The organism is Synechococcus sp. R65.1 (genome assembly GCF_047461755.1).
Lineage (GTDB): Bacteria > Cyanobacteriota > Cyanobacteriia > Thermostichales > Thermostichaceae > Thermostichus.
Window position 1 is genome coordinate 1 of the sequence record NZ_JANSHU010000004.1, and the last position, 16,236, is coordinate 16,236.

Here is a 16,236-nt window from a genome sequence, read left to right on the forward strand (position 1 = left end):
GTTCCCCCTTTGTGGGGATCCCTGGACATTGGAAATCTCAAACTCTGGCGGGATCCGATCCTCATCGATCAAGTTTCTCCTTCGGGGGGATCTCTAGAAATTGGAAACAGTTCCACACAGACGAATGAGTTCGCTGATCCAGCCGATGCCTGTAATCAAGGGGTTATCCCACTCCTCGAAGTAGACCCGTGGACGGCGGCGCCGTTGCTGTCCACGCTGCATAGCTCGGTGCAATCCCTCCCGCAAGGAGCGCACATATGCCCGTGCCTGAGCAGCTCGCCCTACCAGTGCCCCAAGGCGCAGGATCATGGAGAGGATCCCCTCAACCGTGCGCTGGTTGAAGCAGACAACCTCCACCCCCTGGCGAATGAGCTCAGCGCAAATGTTTGCCTGCAGATCGGACCATGCAAGCACAACATCGGGCTGCAGCGCCAAAATCCGTTCGATGTTGGCATCCAGAAGGGTGGACACCTTCGGCTTCTTCCGCGCCTCCGGCGGACGCACCGTAAATCCAGAAATGCCGACGACGAGATCCCCAGCCCCCAAGGCGTAGAGCGTCTCTGCCGTCTCCTCCGTCAAGCACACGATGCGCTCTGGCAATCGCGGTCGCGGAACATGTCTGCCAATCATCGGGATTTCTTCGAGCGAGTCTACGAACTGGTCTGCCAAATGGGCGCTCTAGGCTGCCCGCTTCAATGCCTCACCCCGACGCTCATGCAAGAGCTCTCGCAGTCGGAAGGGGTTCAATGCAAGACGACTGCGGGGGGTTCCTAGAAATTGGAAACAGCTTTAGGAGAAGTCCGCCGCTACCCGGTGGGCGCAGGCAAAGCCAGAGAAAGCGACAGCGTTGAGTCCCTGGCCGGGGAAGGTGCTATCCCCCACGCAGTAGAGGTTGGGGATGGCCGTGCGGTTGAAGGGCATGCCCAAGAGTCCCCAGGGAGTGCCGCGAGGGATGGGGCCGTAGGTGCCGTCGACGCGGCCCAAGAAGCGGCGGTGGGTGCGGGGCGTGCCCACTTCCTGCAGTTCAATGTGGGATCCCAGCTCTGGCCAGAGGGCCTCCAGGCGGCGGATAAGGCGCTGGGCTGCCGCTTGTTTTTGCTGCCGGTACTGCTCTGGGCTCAAGCCCTGCCACGTCTGCATCCAACTGGGGGTAAAGGCGTGGACAATGTGGCGGCCTGGTGGGGCCAGCTCCGGATCCAAAAGGGTGGGGATGGAGACGAAGATCGTGCCCTGCTCCGCCTCCATGGCTTGCCAGTCTTCGAGAAGAATGTGGTGGCAGTAGCGCTCACCGGCCAGGGCCTCGGCCCGCACCCCCAAGTGCAGGCTCAAGAAACTGGGGGACTGTTGATAACGGCTTTGCCAGCGCCGCTCCGCTGCCGGAAAGGGTCCTGGCCAGAGGCGGCCAAAGGTATCCCAGCGGGTGGCATTGGAGATGATCTTGCGCGCAAAGAGCTTTTCCCCCGTGGAGAGCTCGACGCCCACGGCCCGGCCCCGTTCTGCCAAAATCCGCCGCACCGACGCTCGGTAGCGGATTTGCCCCCCGCAGGTCTCTAGCCCCTGGGCCAGCTTTTGAGCAATCTGCCCCACCCCTCCCTTGGGGTAGTTGACGCCACCGTAGTGGCGGTCGCAGAACACCATGCCAGCGTTGATCATGGGCGTGCGCTCCGCCGGCACCACCGACCAGCAGTAGCACTCCATATCCACAAAGCGCAGCAGCGCCGGATGGCGGAGGTAGCGCCGCGCCACCTGGCCCACATTCACCGGCAAGTAGCGGGCCAAAGTCAGGCAGGCGCGGGGGTTGCTGACAAAAGAGCGCCAGAGATAGCCCCACTCCTCCAAAGAGAGGAGCTCCAGGGCGTTAAGGCTGTTGAAGATAGGCCAGAAGCTGTCGTAGAAACGGCGGATGCCGCCCGCTTCCTGAGGGAAATAGCTAGCTAGCTCCTGCAAAAACTCTTCGTAGTTCCGGTGTACGCGCGGGCTGAGCCCCTGGGGCAGGTGGTAGGCAATCTGCACGGGGTCGGGGATGGATTCCAGAGTTTGGCCCACAGCAGCCAGGGCACGGGTGAGCAGGTTGGTGGTGCCTTGAGTGCCCAGGCCAAAGATCATGGAAGCCCCGACGTCGAAGCGATAGATCCCGTTGCCGTTGGGATCTGGGCGCTCGAAGTAGCCAGCGCTGCCACCGGGGATGAGGTATTTTTCCAAAACCAACACCCGGTAGCCCTTGGCCGCCAACTGGGTGGCTGCCACCAGGCCGCCAATCCCAGCGCCAATGACAATGACATCCCAAACAGAAGGGGGGGAAGCGGGAGGTGCCGCAGCTTGAGGTCGAGAAAACAGCGTCTGGGTCAAGGGATCCCTCTAGCGCAACGCTAGTATCCTCAACCTACCAGAGCTTCAGGCAGCATCCGCCATCCAATCCCAGCCGTTTGCAGCGACTTAGATCAGATCTTCCAGGCCGCGGCTGCCGACGTAGCGGCTGTAGGCGTAGACTAGCCCCAGGCTCAGGCCAGTAACCAGAAAGCTAAGGGCCGCTCCAAAGGGGTAGTCCAGGCTCGCGCCAAACTGCATCTGAATGACATTGCCAATCAAGAGCGTCTTGCTGCCCCCCAGCAAGTCGGGCACCACGAACATGCCCAGGGCCGGGATCCCAACCAAAATCAGCCCCGCTGCCAGCCCCGGCAGCGTCTGGGGAAAGAGCACCCATAGGAAAACCTGCCAGCCGTTGGCGTAGAGATCCCGTGCTGCCTCGGCCAGGCGCCAGTCGATGCGCTCCACGGCTGTGTAGAGAGGCAAGACCATGTAGGGCAAGAACGTGTAGATCATGCCCAGATACACCGCCAGCCAACTGGGGTAGAGAGCCGTCTGGGGCGGAATCCAGCCCAGCCAGGCTGCTAGCCGCGCCGGCCACCCCTCCGGGGCCAACACCACCATCCAGGCGTAGGTGCGGATCACCAAGTTGGTCCAGAAGGGCACCACCACCAGCGTCAGCAACAGATCCCGCTGTCGGGGCGGGTGGGCGGCGATAAAAAAGGCCAGGGGATAGGCCAGGAGCACACAGAAGAAGGTGGTAACTGCCGCCACCAGCAGGCTGCGGCCCAGGATCTGCCAGTAGATGGGCGTCCACCCTAGGGGACCGTAGCCAAGAGCGCGCAGGTAGTTGGCCAGCGTCAAGGGCAGGCCCACCTGGCCAAACTCGCCGCGGCTGAGAAAGCTACAGGCCAAGAGCAGCAGCCCCGGCAGCACCAAAAACGTTACCACCCACAGCACCCCCGGCCCGGCAAAGATCAGGCTGTGCAGCAGCTCCTGCCAGGGCGTGAGCAATTCCCCGGCGCGCACTTGGGCAGGCTTCTCCAAGCGCTTCAGCATGGGGAGTCCTCCCGCCGGGGATCCGGCCGCAGGCGCACCAAGTTTTTAGGAGGAAGATGGGCCACTAGGGCCTCCCCGATGGCAAAATCCTGGTCTTCGATGTCGGCGTTGAGGGTGAGGGCCTTGAGCTGCTGGCCGCTAGCTGTGCGCAGGAGGTACTGGTTTTCTGCCCCCGTGTAGATGAGGTTTTCCACCCGCACGGGCACTTGGTTGGGCAGCAGATCCCAGCCGCTCCGAGAAAGCCGAATCTTTTCCGGTCGAATGGCCAGCTGCACTGGCTCCAGGGTGGGTTGGATCCCAGGCACCTTGAGCTTGCCCAGGGGCGTCTCGACGCAGTCGGTGCCGCAGGCGATCCCTTCGATGAGGTTGCTGGCCCCCAAAAAGTCCGCCACAAAGGCCGTTGCCGGGCGCTCATACACCTCGTCAATGGGGCCCACTTGCTCAATGCGCCCAGCCCGCATCACCGCTACTCGGTCGCTGGTCACCAAGGCTTCCTCTTGGTCGTGGGTCACGAAAATGAACGTCATGCCCAGGCGGCGCTGCAACTCGCACAACTGCACCTGCAGCTGCTTGCGCAATTTGGCATCCAAAGCCGAGAGCGGCTCGTCTAATAGCAGCACCTCTGGCTCGTTGACCAGGGCGCGGGCTAGGGCCACCCGCTGCTGCTGCCCGCCGGAGAGCTCCTGGGGCTTGCGCTTAGCCAGATCCCCAATCTCTACCAACTCCAAAGCGGCGGCCACCCGCTTGCGCAGCGCTTCCCCTCGCACTCCCCGCATGCGCAGGCCAAAGGCGACGTTCTCTTCCACGGTCATAAAGGGAAAGAGGGCATAGCTCTGGAACACGGTGTTGACGTTGCGCTTGTGGGCAGGCAGATGGCCCACCGGCTGCCCCCGGATCACCACCTCTCCGCCATCGGCAACCTCCAGGCCAGCGATGATGCGCAGCAGGGTGGTCTTGCCGCAGCCGGAAGGGCCCAAAAGGCCAAAAAACTCCCCCCGCCGAATCTGCAAGTCGATGCCATCGAGGGCCACAACATCGCCAAAGCGCTTGCGGATTCCCCTGAGTTCGACACTCCATGGACAAGCCTGGGAGAGGTCAGCAACGACACCGGCCATTGCGGTTAACAGCCCTGCTCGATTCTTAACCCAGTATGCAAGTTGGCGGCGCCAGGGGGATGGGGAGGCCGGCACCCTACCGCCATTCTGCCTCTGGTGTTTCTTCCCCTGAGGGCTCCTGGGCTGCCCAGACCCAATCCGTGAGATTTTGGTCGGGGATCCCTTGCCCCATCAGCCCGTGGCAGCGGGCGCAAAACAGGCAAGCAGCACAGCGCTCGCCATAGGGTAGGGGAGGGAAGTCCTGGGCCTCCAGTTGCCGCAGGCGGTTCAGGGTAGCTTTGAGGTGGGCCAGATCCCGCTGGTAGGCAGCAGCGCTGTAGCGCCACTGAAAAGGCCGCTGGGGGTGTTGCACATACCAAAGGGTCAGTTGCACCTGCTCCGGCTCAAAAGGGCCTTCCAGGGGCAGTTGGTGGGCCAACCCACACACGAGCAGCGGGTAGAGGCGCACCTGCCAGTCCTGGGCCAACTGTTCGTCGGGCGGGCGCTGCCGCTCCGTCTTCCAATCGACAATGTGCAGGGATCCCGGGGCAATCACCAGCCGATCTAAGCGGGCAGTGAGGTTAAACCCCTCAATCCGCTGCCAGAGGGGCAATTCCGTCAACACCCGCCCCTGCGGTTGGGCATGGGGACTGGCCAAGAACACCTGCCACCACTGGCGTACTGTTTCGTCTAGGGCCGACAGGCGCGGCTCCACCTGCTGCCCGCGGCTAGACCACTCCACCAGGCGGTGAAACTGCCGTCCCCGCTGCTGCTCCACTTCGTGCTCAAAGGCATCGGCGGCAGGCCAAATCAGTCGCTCCAGGTACACGTAGCAGAACAAGCGGGGGCAGTAGTCGAATAGCGACAGGGCCGAGGCCGAGAGGTTGACCTCGTCAAGACTCCACCTCAGCGGGGAAGGAGCAGCGAACATGGCTCAAGGAGAAGCATTATGGCCATTCTATTGGACTGCTAGGGGGTCGGCTGCCAGGAAAAGAGTGGCCTCTGGATCCCCAAGGGGGGCTAGACAAAGCGATAAAATTAAACTCAGGCTCACGCTAGAGGTCTTGGTTTTTTTGCCGCTAGTGGCCGAGCGTCTGCAAACTGTCTTACTTAAGCGAGGAAAACGCCGTGGAGCTAGCTGAGATCGAGGAGTTAATGAGCAAAGCGGTGCAGGCCACCCAGCGTTCCTTTAGCACGGTGCGCACGGGGCGAGCCAACGCCAGCCTACTGGATCGGGTTCAGGTGGAGTACTACGGCGTTCCCACTCCCCTGAAGGCGCTAGCCAGCATTACCACTCCAGATGCCAGCACTCTCCTGATCCAGCCTTTTGATCCCTCGACCCTGGCAGCGATTGAGCGGGCCATCCTCGCCTCCGACCTGGGCCTGACGCCCAGCAACGACGGCAAGGTCATCCGCCTCACCCTCCCCCCCCTGACGGAAGAGCGGCGCAAAGAGCTAACCAAACAGGTGGCCAAGCTGGCAGAGGAGGGGCGGGTTTCCATTCGCAACATCCGCCGCGACGCCATTGACGCCGTGCGCAAGCAGGAGAAAAACGGCGAGATCTCCGAAGACGAGTCCAAGAGTCGGCAAGAAGAGATCCAAAAGTTGACCGACCGCTACATCAAAAAGATTGATGAGCTGCTGGCGGAAAAAGAAAAGGAGCTGACTACAATCTAAACGCCCTTCTCTGTGGGCCTATGCCAGCAAGGCGCTGCTGCCAGCATGGATCTCATCCTGTGTCACCAGTCGGCGGACTTCGACACCTTGGGAGCGGCGGTGGGCGCAGCACGGCTGTATCCAGGCGCCCGCATTGCCCTAGCTGGCGGATCCCTGCCGGGAGTACAGGAGTTCTTGGCCCTCTACCGGGACGAGTTTCCCCTCATCGAGCTGCGCTCGGTGGATCCCCGACAGGTCCAGCGCTGGATCTTGGTGGATTGTTACGATCCGGATCGCCTCGGTAAGGCTGCGGCCTGGCTGAGCGTTCCTGGGGCAAAGATTGAGATTTTCGACCACCACCTGCCTGCCACCTCGCTGGAGGAGGTATGGCCGCAGCAGCAGGTCAGCGCCCACATTGAAGCCGTGGGCTCCACCTGTACCCTCCTCGTGGAGCGGCTGCAGGCGGCCGGGATCCGCCTCAGTCCATTTGAGCGGCTGGCCCTGGCTTTGGGCATTCACGTGGACACGGGATCCCTGACGTTCCCGGAGACCACTGCCCGCGACGGTGCTGCCCTCACCTGGCTGTTGCAGCAGGGGGTGAACCTGGTGCTGTTGCGGCGCTTTTTGGGGGACGGCCTCACCCCGCCGATGCAGGAGCTGCTTGGCCAGGGGCTTGCCCAGATCCAGGTAGAGACGGTGGGGGAGTACCGCTTGGGCACGTGGCTGCTGGATCTGCCGGAGTTTGTGCCTGGCCTGGCCGGCCTGGTGATGCGGCTGATGGAGCTGACGGGGGTGGACGTGCTGCTCTTGGTGGCGCGGCAGGGGGAGCGGCTCAGCCTCATTGGGCGGGCGCGGCAGGAGTTTGCCCAACTGGGCCAGGTGATGGCCCGCTACGGCGGCGGCGGCCACGACTGCGCGGCGGCAGCCACGCTGAAAGCTTCCCCGGGCCGGCCCTTGCCCGATCCAGCCCAGGTGCTGGCCGACCTCAGGCAGGCGGTTAAGGAGCGGATCCCGCCGCCGGTGACCGCTAAGGATCTGATGTCCTCGCCGGTGCGCACCATCCGACCGGAGGTGACCATCCAAGAGGCCCAGCGGGTGCTGCTGCGCTATGGCCACTCCGGCCTGGTGGTGGTGGATGCCCAGGGCTGCCTGGTGGGGGTGATCTCGCGGCGGGACATTGACATTGCCCTGCACCACGGCTTTGGCCATGCCCCTGTCAAGGGCTACATGACCACGGAGGTCAAGACCCTCTCCCCCGATACTCCGCTGGCGGAGATCCAACGGCTGATGGTGCAGTGGGACATTGGCCGTCTGCCCGTGCTCCAGGATGGCCAGTTGGTGGGCATCGTTACCCGCACCGACGTGTTGCGGCACCTGCACGAGCTGCCGGCTCTCTCGCCCCGGTTGGCCGCTCCTGAGCTTTCCTGCCCCCTGGATCTCTCCTTTCCGGCCCTGTCGCCGCAGCACCGCCGCTTGCTGGAGGTGGCGGCCCGCCTTGCCGACGAAAAGGGTCTGCGGCTGTATCTGGTGGGGGGAGCGGTGCGGGATCTGCTGCTGCACCAGTGGGGTCGGCAGCCTCCCTCTTGCCTGGAACGGCTGGACCTGGACTTGGTGGTGGATGGGCCTTACCCCTCAACCTCCCCCGGGACGGATCCGCCAGGCTGGGGGTTGATCCTGGGGAAAGCCCTCAAGCAGCACTTCCCGGAGGCGCGCTTGGAGATCCACGGCAAGTTCCAAACCGCCGCCCTGATCTGGCCAGGGGGCTTCTGTGTGGATATTGCCAGCGCCCGCACGGAGTTTTACCCCTACCCCGCTTCGCCCCCTGAGGTGGCCATGGGATCCATCCACCAGGATCTCTACCGACGAGACTTTTCCATCAATGCTTTGGCCCTGCGCCTCAACGGCCCCCAGCGGGGTCAGTTGCTGGATTTTTTCGGGGGGCAAGCCGATTTGCAAAAGGGGATCATCCGCGCCTTGCACCCCAACAGCTTCATCGAGGATCCCACCCGCATCTACCGGGCAGTGCGCTTTGCCGTGCACCTGGGCTTTAGGCTAGACCCGGCGACGGAAGAGTGGATCCGCGCCGCGGTAGCTAGCGGCCTTCACGACGCTGTCGGCGGGGAGCGCCTCAAGCAGGAGCTGGCCTACATCCTCCGCTCCCGCGACTGGCCCTTGGCCTTTGAGCGGCTCTCGACGTGGGGAGCCCTACGCTGCATTCATCCCAATTTAACCTGGGAGCCCTCCCTGTACCGGCGGCTACAGCGGGTGGGCCGCTGGGCGTCTCACTTCCGCCGCCGCTACCCTGAGCTGGGATCCCAGGAGATCTGGCAACTGCGCCTGGAAGCCCTGCTTCTGGCGCTGCCCCAGGCGCCCCAGGTGGCCAGCCAGCTCCACCTCACCCAGGCAGGCATCGAACGCCTCCGCCATTTCCCCTCCTACCAAGCCCTGCTGGCGCAACTGGAGAGTGGATCCCTCTCCCCGGCTCAGGTGGTGCAGCTACTGCAGAAGCTGCGCATCCCGGCGCTAATCCTGTTGGCTGGGCTTGCCAACAAGCCAGCGCGGCGGCTGATCTGGCGCTACCTGCAGGAGTGGCACTGGGTAAAGCCGCCTCTCAACGGCCACGATCTGCGTCGCCTGGGCTACAGGCCAGGCCCTCTGTTTCAGGAGATTCTGGATGGCCTGCGCTACCTTACCCTCAATGGCAAGCTCTCCACCCGCGCTGAGGCAGAAGCCTGGCTACGGGAACACTACCCTCTCAATCCCAAAGCCTCCAGAGAAGGGCCAGCCCCACCCCTAGACCGCTCCACACTCCCAAAACCTGTCGCAGCAACTGCAAACTTTCCCGCACCACCTGGGGGCTCAAGGGGCGAGCCGGGATCCCCAACTTCGGCTTAACCTTGGGGACGCCGCGGTAGAAGTTGGTGCCTCCCAACTGAATCTGCAGCCGCCAGGCAAAGGCCGCCTCGCTCCAGCCCGAATTGGGGCTGGGGTCTGCCTGACCGTCGCGGCGACAGCGCTGCCAAAACTCCCAGGGATCCCCGCCGAGCAGCGCCAGCGTCAGTACCGTCAGCCGGCAGGGTAGCCAGGTCAGGACGTCCTCGCAGCGGGCTGGCACTGTGCCCAGGTAGGTAAAGGGGGCATGGCGATAGCCCACCATGGAGTCCAGCGTGCTGCTGGCCTTGTAGGCCAAAGCCAGCGGCGCTCCCCCCAGAAAGGCGTAGAACAAAGGGGCCGTTGCCCCGTCAGGGGTATTCTCTGCCACGGTCTCGATCACCGCCCGCAAAATCTCTGGCTCCGTCAGGTGCTCCGTATCCCGGCCTACGTAGCGGCTAAGGCGTTGGCGAGCCTGGGGCAGATCCCCCTTTTCCAGGGAATCCAACACTTCCAAGGCGGCAAAGCGCAGGCTGCGCCCCCCTAGGCAACTGGCCATTAGGACGGTCTGCATCAGGATCCCTGCCCAGGGGTGAAGAGCCTGGGCGATGGCAATCAGACTCCAGCCCGCCGCGTAGGAGCCCGCCACCAACGCCAAGGTGAGCATTGCCCCGCCCCAGCGCTGGGCTGAGGGAGTTAGGCAGTGCTGGAGGATATAGCCTTGGCCCCAGGCAATCACCGCCCCCATGACCCGCACTGGGTGAGGCCACCCCCAGGGATCTGCCAGCAGGTAGTCCAGGGCCAAAGCCATCGCCAGCACCAGCGGGGCCGTTGGCTGAGCGGGGAAAAACAGCCAAGCTTCAGACCACAAACTTTCCCTCCTGGCTTTGGGCTGCCTGCCAACTGCGGGCGTCAAAATACAAATCTTCCAGGGTCGTTTCCTCCAACACCTGCCGCACTCGCTGGGCAATCCGTGCCCAGAGGGCCGCCGTTACCCAGTCCGCTCCCGCGCCGGCGCTTTCTTGAGGAGCTCTTGCCCCCTCCGAGCTGTTGGTGCGGAGATCCAAGGACTCCCCCACCGCCGCCAAAATGGCGCTAATGGGGATTCGCCGCGGCGGCCGTGCCAGCCGATAGCCCCCCTGCGCCCCTCGCTGGGAGCAGACCAAGCCAGCTTGGCGTAGCTCTATCAGCAGCTTTTCCAAGTAGGGGGCCGGGATCTGCTGTCGCTCGGCAATCGCCCGCACCGACGCCCTCTGGCCCTTGCTAAGCATCGCCAGATCCAGCAAAGCCTTGATGCTGTAGGTGGCTCGCGTCGTCAGGCGCACCGGCAGTCTCTTCTCCCTTTTCCCCTCGATCCTGTCACAGGCAGCTAGCCTGGAGATCTCAGGATCCCCTTAGCCTTAAGGCTTGGCCATGGAGCGCCCTGGCGCCGTCCTTTACTTAGTGGCCACTCCCATTGGCAACCGCGAAGATATCACCCTGCGCGCCCTGCGAGTTTTGCAGGAGGTGGACTGGGTGGCGGCAGAAGACACCCGCCACTCCGGCCAGTTGCTTAGCCACTTTCAAATCTCCGCTCGCCTCATGAGCTACCACGAGCACAATGCAAGCCGGCGGATCCCGCAAATCCTCAAGTACCTGGCAGCAGGGCAGTCGGTGGCCCTCATCAGCGATGCCGGCACACCTGCTCTTTCCGATCCAGGCCAGGAGCTGGTGCGCGCCTGTATCCAAGCTGGGATACCGGTGATCCCAATACCTGGCCCTGTGGCGGCGGTGGCTGCGTTGACAGCTTCGGGCTTGCCCACCGACCGATTTGTCTTCGAGGGCTTTTTGCCCCTCAAGCCCCGTCAGCGCCAGGCACGCCTGCAGCAACTGGCCCAGGAAGAGCGCACCATCGTCCTCTACGAAGCCCCCCACCGCCTGCAGCGGACTTTGCAGGATCTCCTCGTGCACTGCGGCCCTCAGCGGCAGATCGTGCTGGCCCGCGAGCTCACCAAATGGCACGAGTCCTTTTGGCGGGGATCCCTGGCCGCTGCTCTGGAGCACTGCCTAGCCCAGCCGCCGCGGGGAGAATTTACCCTGGTTTTGGAGGGACGGCCTTGCTCAGAAAAAGCCGAGGAGCTCTCCCCTTCCGAAGCAGAAGTGCGCCAGGAGCTGGCTCGCCTGCTGGCTAAGGGCCTGTCCCGCTCCGCTGCCAGCCGGCAACTGGCCCAGCGTCTGCAGGGATCCCCCCTCTGGACGCGGCGCCGCCTTTACCAGCTCTCCTTGCAGTTGGAGCCCCTTCCCAGCGGGGATCCTGACGACGAGGCGGAATCCCTGGGGTAGGGGATTACCTGGACTTGAGCTTCTCGGCCTTCTCGATGGCCTCCTCGATGGTGCCCACCAGGTAGAAGGCCTGCTCTGGCAGATGGTCCAGCTCTCCCGAGAGGATGCGCTGGAAGCCCTTGATGGTATCCTCCAACTTCACGTACTTGCCAGGCGAGCCGGTGAACACTTCCGCCACGAAGAAGGGCTGCGACAGGAAGCGCTCGATGCGGCGGGCACGGGCCACCACCAGCTTGTCTTCTTCAGAGAGCTCGTCCAGGCCCAAAATGGCGATGATGTCCTGCAGCTCCTTGTAGCGCTGCAGCGTCTGCTTCACGGCCCGGGCGGTGTTGTAGTGCTCTTCCCCCACAATGTCCGCCTGCAGGATGGTGGACGAAGACTCCAGGGGATCCACGGCTGGGTAGATGCCCTTGGCCGCCAAGCTGCGCGACAGCACCACGGTCGAATCCAGGTGGGCAAACGTCGTCGCCGGTGCCGGATCGGTCAGGTCGTCGGCAGGTACATACACTGCCTGCACGGAAGTGATGGATCCCTGTTTGGTGGAAGTAATCCGCTCCTGCAGGTTGCCCATTTCCGTAGCCAAGGTGGGCTGGTAACCCACCGCCGAGGGCATGCGGCCTAGGAGCGCCGACACTTCCGAGCCGGCCTGCACAAAGCGGAAGATGTTGTCGATAAACAACAGGACGTCTTGCTTGTTGACGTCGCGGAAGTACTCGGCCATCGTCAGGGCGGTGAGGCCTACCCGCATGCGGGCACCTGGCGGCTCGTTCATCTGGCCGTAGACCAGCGCCACCTTACTCAGCACCCCGGACTCCTTCATTTCGTTGTAGAGATCGTTCCCCTCGCGGGTGCGCTCTCCCACCCCAGCAAACACCGACAGGCCGGAGTGCTCCTCGGCAATGTTGTGGATGAGCTCCTGGATCAGCACCGTCTTGCCTACGCCGGCACCCCCAAACAGACCCACCTTGCCGCCCTTTTTGAAGGGAGCCAGCAGGTCGATTACCTTAATGCCAGTTTCCAAGGGCTCCGGCTTGACCGTCAGCTCCACCAGGGGCGGGGCACTGCGGTGGATGGGGGCGAACTCCTTAGCTTGTACCGGCCCTCCCTGATCCACCGGCTCTCCCAGCACGTTGAAAATGCGGCCCAGGGTGGCCTCGCCCACCGGCACGGTAATTGGGGCGCCTGTATCCACCACCGGCATACCCCGCACCAGCCCATCGGTGGAGGACATGGCCACGGCCCGCACGCGGTTATCCCCCAAAAGCTGCTGGACTTCGCAGGTAACTTTGACCTTCAGGCCACTTTCGGTTGTGGCCTCCACCTTAAGGGCATTGTAGATTTGAGGGAGTTTGCCGCTGGGAAACTCGACATCGACAACTGGTCCAATGACTTGGGTAATGTAGCCAACGTTAGCTGCAGTGGCAGTAACCATGGTTGAGGTTTAGCTCCTTGTTTGCTCAGGTGTCAAAACGTCAGCGGATCCCGGCAGGGAAAGCCAGGGGCGGCTTTGTTGTAGGACTTGGTTTCACTGCTAGGATCAGCCTACCACTCTATTGCCCACCCGCTGGCAAACTGGCTCAGTACTCAAAGGTCATGGATAGAAAGCGCGAGGGAGAAAAGCCGAAAGGGCTGGGCTTTGGGGAAGAAACGGGATTTCGAAAAGCCTCTGCTGCCTGCTGAAAATGCTGCAGCGCTTGTTCAATTTCCTGAAGCCGTGCCTGAATTTGCTCTTGCCGTTCCTGGAGAAACTCCAGTTCCTGATTAAGCCGCTGCTTTTCCGCTGAGAGCTGCTGCATCTCGGCATAGAGGGCAGATTCAGCTTTGCGGCGAGGGATCGAGCGCAACTTGGGCCGAGGTCGGGAGCGGGGCAGGCGGGGCAAGCTCATCTAAGAGGTCTCGAGGGCACGTGCTTATCCTAGCGCGGTTTTGAAAAGAAGGAGAAGCTGTGTTCTTGGCAGCAACTGTCTCCCCCAGTAGGATCCGACTTGTCTAGTGGAGGAAAGGCAATGGTTGAGAGCGCAACGGAACTGCTGCAGCGCTACGGCAAGGGTGAGCGCGATTTCAGCAACAGCCAACTGCCAGGAGCTGACTTGGCTGGCGCGGATCTAGCCGGGATTGATCTGGGGGGAGCCCTCCTCCAGCAGGCCAAGCTAGCTGGGGCTAACCTGGAGCGGGCCTACCTCAGCGGCGCCGATCTCAGCCAAGCTGACCTCCAGGGATCCAACCTGCGCCTAGCCAACCTGGAGAAAGCCAAGTTGCCGGGAGCCCAACTTCAAAAAGCCAACTTGCGCGGCGCTAACCTCAGCCAAGCCGACCTCAGTGGCGCCGACCTCAGCCAGGCCGATCTAGCGGGGGCCAACCTCAGCGATGCCAACCTCAAAGGGGCCAAGCTCAGCGGCTGCAAACTCAAACTGGCCAACCTGCGCGGAGCCTGCTACGACGCCGCCACCCAACTGGAAGTAGCTACTGAGGAACTGGGCATGGTTTTTGCCTAGTCCTCCTGCGGCTCCAACTCCAAAATCTCCTCGATCTCAGCGTCCGTGTAGCCCACTGCCCGCAACTTCTCCGCCACTACCTCAATTTCCTGGGCTGCCAAATTGTGCTGGCGCACCCGCTCCCAAAGATTGGCCGCAGTCTGGAGCAACAAGCGACGGCTTTCTACCTCGAACAGTTCAAAAGCCGTTGCCAGCTCGATAGCCTGCAACACCTCCTCAGCGCTGTCAATGGGCTGATCCAGGGACTGTTCCTCCAGCTCCACCAGCAGCTGGCGCAGCCGCTCTAGGCCATCCCCAAGGGCAGACATCCTCTTGGCTCCCTCTCCCCTCCCCTGCTGCCTAAGTACCCACCCTAGCAGGCTTGTCTCTCCCAACGAAAGGGATGCGACCCATCCTGTTCCAGCTAGGGCTATCCTGAGTAGAGTAACCCTAGACCAGCAAGCGCTAGGATTATTGCACAGCTAGCCAAGGGATCCCGGCGCTCGACAGCCCATCAAGGAGATGCACGAGTATGGCCCCAGCAAACGTTTCCCTCCCAGCCAATGCCAGCGACACGACCCTAGACTACAGCAGCCCCGCGTATCGGCAGGCCTACTCTCGCATCAACGGCATTGTCATTGAAGGCGAACAGGAAGCCCACGACAATTACCTCCGCTTGGCCGAAATGTTGCCGGCAGCAGCAGAGGAGCTGCGCAAGCTGGCCAAGATGGAACTGCGCCACATGAAGGGCTTCCAAGCCTGCGGCAAGAACCTGAAGGTAGAACCGGACAGGGAGTTTGCCCGTGCCTTCTTTGCCCCCTTGCGGGACAATTTCCAAAAAGCGGCAGTAGCTGCAGACCTGGTGACTTGCTTGGTCATTCAGTCGCTAATCATCGAGTGCTTTGCCATTGCCGCCTACAACATCTACATCCCGGTTGCCGATGAGTTTGCCCGCAAGATTACCGAAGGGGTAGTTCAGGACGAGTATCTCCACCTCAACTTTGGGGAGCGCTGGCTGGGCGGGCACTTTGCCGAGGTCAAAACCCAAATTGAAACGGCCAACGCCCAAAACCTGCCCCTGGTCTGGAAGATGCTGCAGCAGGTGAATGACGACATAGAAGCTATCTACATGGATCGCGAGGCCATTGTGGAAGACTTCCTCATTGCCTATGGCGAAGCGCTGGCCAACATTGGCTTTAACACGCGCGAGGTGATGCGCTTGTCAGCCCAGGGGCTGCGGGCTGCCTAACCTCCTCCCGCTTGTTGGGGATTCCTGGCTGAGCTGCAGCACTTCCTATCCTCCTTGAGGGGATCCGGAGAGGATCCGCAAGCTACGTGAGTGAGCCTCTATGTTTGGCCTGATTGGGACTTGACCAGCCTGGCCCATGCAAAGCAAGTGGCAGACAAGCTGGGGTATGCCGAATATGCAGAAAGTGACCTGGACTTTTGGTGCATGGCTCCACCTCAGGTGGTGGACGAGATTGTAGTTACCAGCATCACTGGCCAAAAAATTTATGGTCAGTACGTCGAATCCTGTTTCCTGCCGGAAATGCTGGCCAGCGGTCGGGTCAAAGCCGCCTGTCGCAAGGTTTTAAACGCGATGGCTTTAGCCCAGCGGCGAGGCCTTGATATCACTGCCCTGGGCGGGTTTAGTAGCATTATCTTTGAGAATTTTCGCCTCGAAACCCTCAAGCGGGTGCGCAACGTCGACCTGGAGATCCGACGCTTCACCACTGGCAACACCCACACCGCTTACATCATTTGTCAACAATTACAGGCGGCAGCCCAGCGCTACGCTATGGACTTGGCCGCTGCCACCGTTGCCGTGGTGGGAGCTACCGGCGATATTGGCAGTGCCGTTTGCCAGTGGCTGGTGAACCGCACTTCAGTGGCCAAGCTGTTGCTTATAGCCCGCGAGCGGCGACGCCTAGAAGAGCTGCAGGCCAAGCTTAAAAAAGGAGAGATCTGTTCCCTGGAAGAGGCCTTGCCCCGTGCCGATTTCATCGTCTGGGTGGCCAGCCTGAGCCAGGGGGTAACCCTTGATCCACAGGTGTTGCCGGATCCCTGCGTCATCATCGACGGTGGCTATCCAAAAAACATTGCCTCCCAGTTGCAGCGCAAGGGGCTATATGTCATCGACGGCGGCATGGTGGAGCACTCGCTGGATATTGAGTGGACTATCATGCAGTTCTTGAATGTGGCCAACCCTGCCCGTCACCTCTTTGCCTGCTTTGCCGAGTCAATGCTGCTGGAGTTTGAGGGCCTGCACACCAATTTCAGTTGGGGCCGCAACCTGATTACCCTGGAGAAACTAGATCTCATCGGGGAATGGTCTCGTAAGCACGGCTTCCGTCCCCTCATGCCGGCAGCTTAGGTTCAAAGACAGCTGCGGGAGCGCTTCTATACCAGGAGAAGGTAAACTCCCCCGCCGGTTAGAGGTTGGCAAACCAACC

Annotated in this window: 14 protein-coding genes and 2 pseudogenes; 6 read left to right on the forward strand and 10 right to left on the reverse strand. The window is 62.1% G+C overall.

The window, feature by feature from the left end; translation table 11 throughout:
- Positions 1 to 93: 93 nt before the first annotated feature.
- From NW814_RS02940 to NW814_RS02960, 5 genes are all read right to left on the reverse strand, one after another.
- The gene (locus tag NW814_RS02940; protein WP_414405153.1) at positions 94 to 669 is read right to left on the reverse strand and encodes an ABC transporter substrate-binding protein; all 576 of its coding nucleotides are present in this window, start codon (positions 667 to 669) and stop codon (positions 94 to 96) included.
- A 120-nt stretch (positions 670 to 789) separates the two neighbouring features.
- Entirely contained in the window at positions 790 to 2,337 is a 1,548-nt protein-coding gene (crtH, locus tag NW814_RS02945; protein ID WP_414405217.1) for a carotenoid isomerase, read from the reverse strand.
- 99 nt (positions 2,338 to 2,436) lie between these two features.
- Entirely contained in the window at positions 2,437 to 3,366 is a 930-nt protein-coding gene (locus NW814_RS02950; protein ID WP_414395939.1) for an ABC transporter permease, read from the reverse strand.
- On the reverse strand, positions 3,360 to 4,481 hold the full coding sequence (locus NW814_RS02955; RefSeq protein ID WP_414405154.1) for an ABC transporter ATP-binding protein: 1,122 nt from the start codon (positions 4,479 to 4,481) through the stop codon (positions 3,360 to 3,362). Before NW814_RS02955 ends, NW814_RS02950 begins: the two co-directional genes overlap by 7 nt.
- A gap of 76 nt (positions 4,482 to 4,557) precedes the next feature.
- A complete protein-coding gene (locus NW814_RS02960) occupies positions 4,558 to 5,391 on the reverse strand; it encodes a PD-(D/E)XK nuclease family protein (protein WP_414348010.1) in 834 nt (277 codons plus the stop codon).
- A 197-nt stretch (positions 5,392 to 5,588) separates the two neighbouring features.
- Between NW814_RS02960 and frr the strand changes: the two genes are divergently transcribed.
- Together frr and NW814_RS02970 are read left to right on the forward strand one after the other, a co-directional pair.
- Positions 5,589 to 6,137, forward strand: coding sequence for a ribosome recycling factor (frr, locus tag NW814_RS02965; RefSeq protein WP_414348012.1), 549 nt, complete (start codon positions 5,589 to 5,591; stop codon positions 6,135 to 6,137).
- A 45-nt stretch (positions 6,138 to 6,182) separates the two neighbouring features.
- Positions 6,183 to 8,333 (forward strand): annotated as a pseudogene (locus NW814_RS02970) (CBS domain-containing protein); the annotation flags it as partial.
- Between the two features lie 538 nt (positions 8,334 to 8,871).
- On the opposite strand, the gene cbiB reads toward NW814_RS02970, so the two are convergent.
- Both cbiB and NW814_RS02980 read right to left on the reverse strand, forming a co-directional pair.
- A complete protein-coding gene (gene cbiB, locus NW814_RS02975) occupies positions 8,872 to 9,798 on the reverse strand; it encodes an adenosylcobinamide-phosphate synthase CbiB (RefSeq protein WP_414405218.1) in 927 nt (308 codons plus the stop codon).
- 49 nt (positions 9,799 to 9,847) lie between these two features.
- On the reverse strand, positions 9,848 to 10,312 hold the full coding sequence (locus NW814_RS02980) for an RrF2 family transcriptional regulator (protein ID WP_414395941.1): 465 nt from the start codon (positions 10,310 to 10,312) through the stop codon (positions 9,848 to 9,850).
- A gap of 88 nt (positions 10,313 to 10,400) precedes the next feature.
- Here NW814_RS02980 and rsmI point away from each other — a divergent pair, with 88 nt between their 5' ends.
- Positions 10,401 to 11,309, forward strand: a complete 909-nt coding sequence (gene rsmI / locus NW814_RS02985) for a 16S rRNA (cytidine(1402)-2'-O)-methyltransferase (protein ID WP_414405155.1) — start codon at positions 10,401 to 10,403, stop codon at positions 11,307 to 11,309.
- A gap of 4 nt (positions 11,310 to 11,313) precedes the next feature.
- On the opposite strand, the gene atpD is transcribed toward rsmI, so the two are convergent.
- Together atpD and NW814_RS02995 are read right to left on the reverse strand one after the other, a co-directional pair.
- Positions 11,314 to 12,741 carry a F0F1 ATP synthase subunit beta gene (gene atpD, locus NW814_RS02990; protein ID WP_414405156.1) on the reverse strand — a complete coding sequence of 476 codons (1,428 nt, stop codon included), beginning with the start codon at positions 12,739 to 12,741 and terminating at the stop codon, positions 11,314 to 11,316.
- A gap of 145 nt (positions 12,742 to 12,886) precedes the next feature.
- A complete protein-coding gene (locus NW814_RS02995; protein WP_414395947.1) occupies positions 12,887 to 13,195 on the reverse strand; it encodes a gas vesicle protein GvpV in 309 nt (102 codons plus the stop codon).
- A 120-nt stretch (positions 13,196 to 13,315) separates the two neighbouring features.
- Between NW814_RS02995 and NW814_RS03000 the strand changes: the two genes are divergently transcribed.
- Positions 13,316 to 13,804, forward strand: a complete 489-nt coding sequence (locus NW814_RS03000) for a pentapeptide repeat-containing protein (RefSeq protein ID WP_414395949.1) — start codon at positions 13,316 to 13,318, stop codon at positions 13,802 to 13,804.
- Here NW814_RS03000 and NW814_RS03005 read toward each other — a convergent pair.
- Positions 13,801 to 14,112, reverse strand: a complete 312-nt coding sequence (locus NW814_RS03005) for a hypothetical protein (RefSeq protein WP_414395950.1) — start codon at positions 14,110 to 14,112, stop codon at positions 13,801 to 13,803. The genes NW814_RS03000 and NW814_RS03005 overlap by 4 nt on opposite strands.
- A gap of 203 nt (positions 14,113 to 14,315) precedes the next feature.
- Between NW814_RS03005 and NW814_RS03010 the strand changes: the two genes are divergently transcribed.
- Positions 14,316 to 15,032: an aldehyde oxygenase (deformylating) gene (locus NW814_RS03010; protein ID WP_414405157.1), complete on the forward strand. Its 717-nt coding sequence runs from the start codon at positions 14,316 to 14,318 to the stop codon at positions 15,030 to 15,032.
- Positions 15,033 to 15,132: 100 nt separating this feature from the next.
- Positions 15,133 to 16,157 (forward strand): annotated as a pseudogene (locus NW814_RS03015) (long-chain acyl-[acyl-carrier-protein] reductase).
- Positions 16,158 to 16,236: the final 79 nt, after the last annotated feature.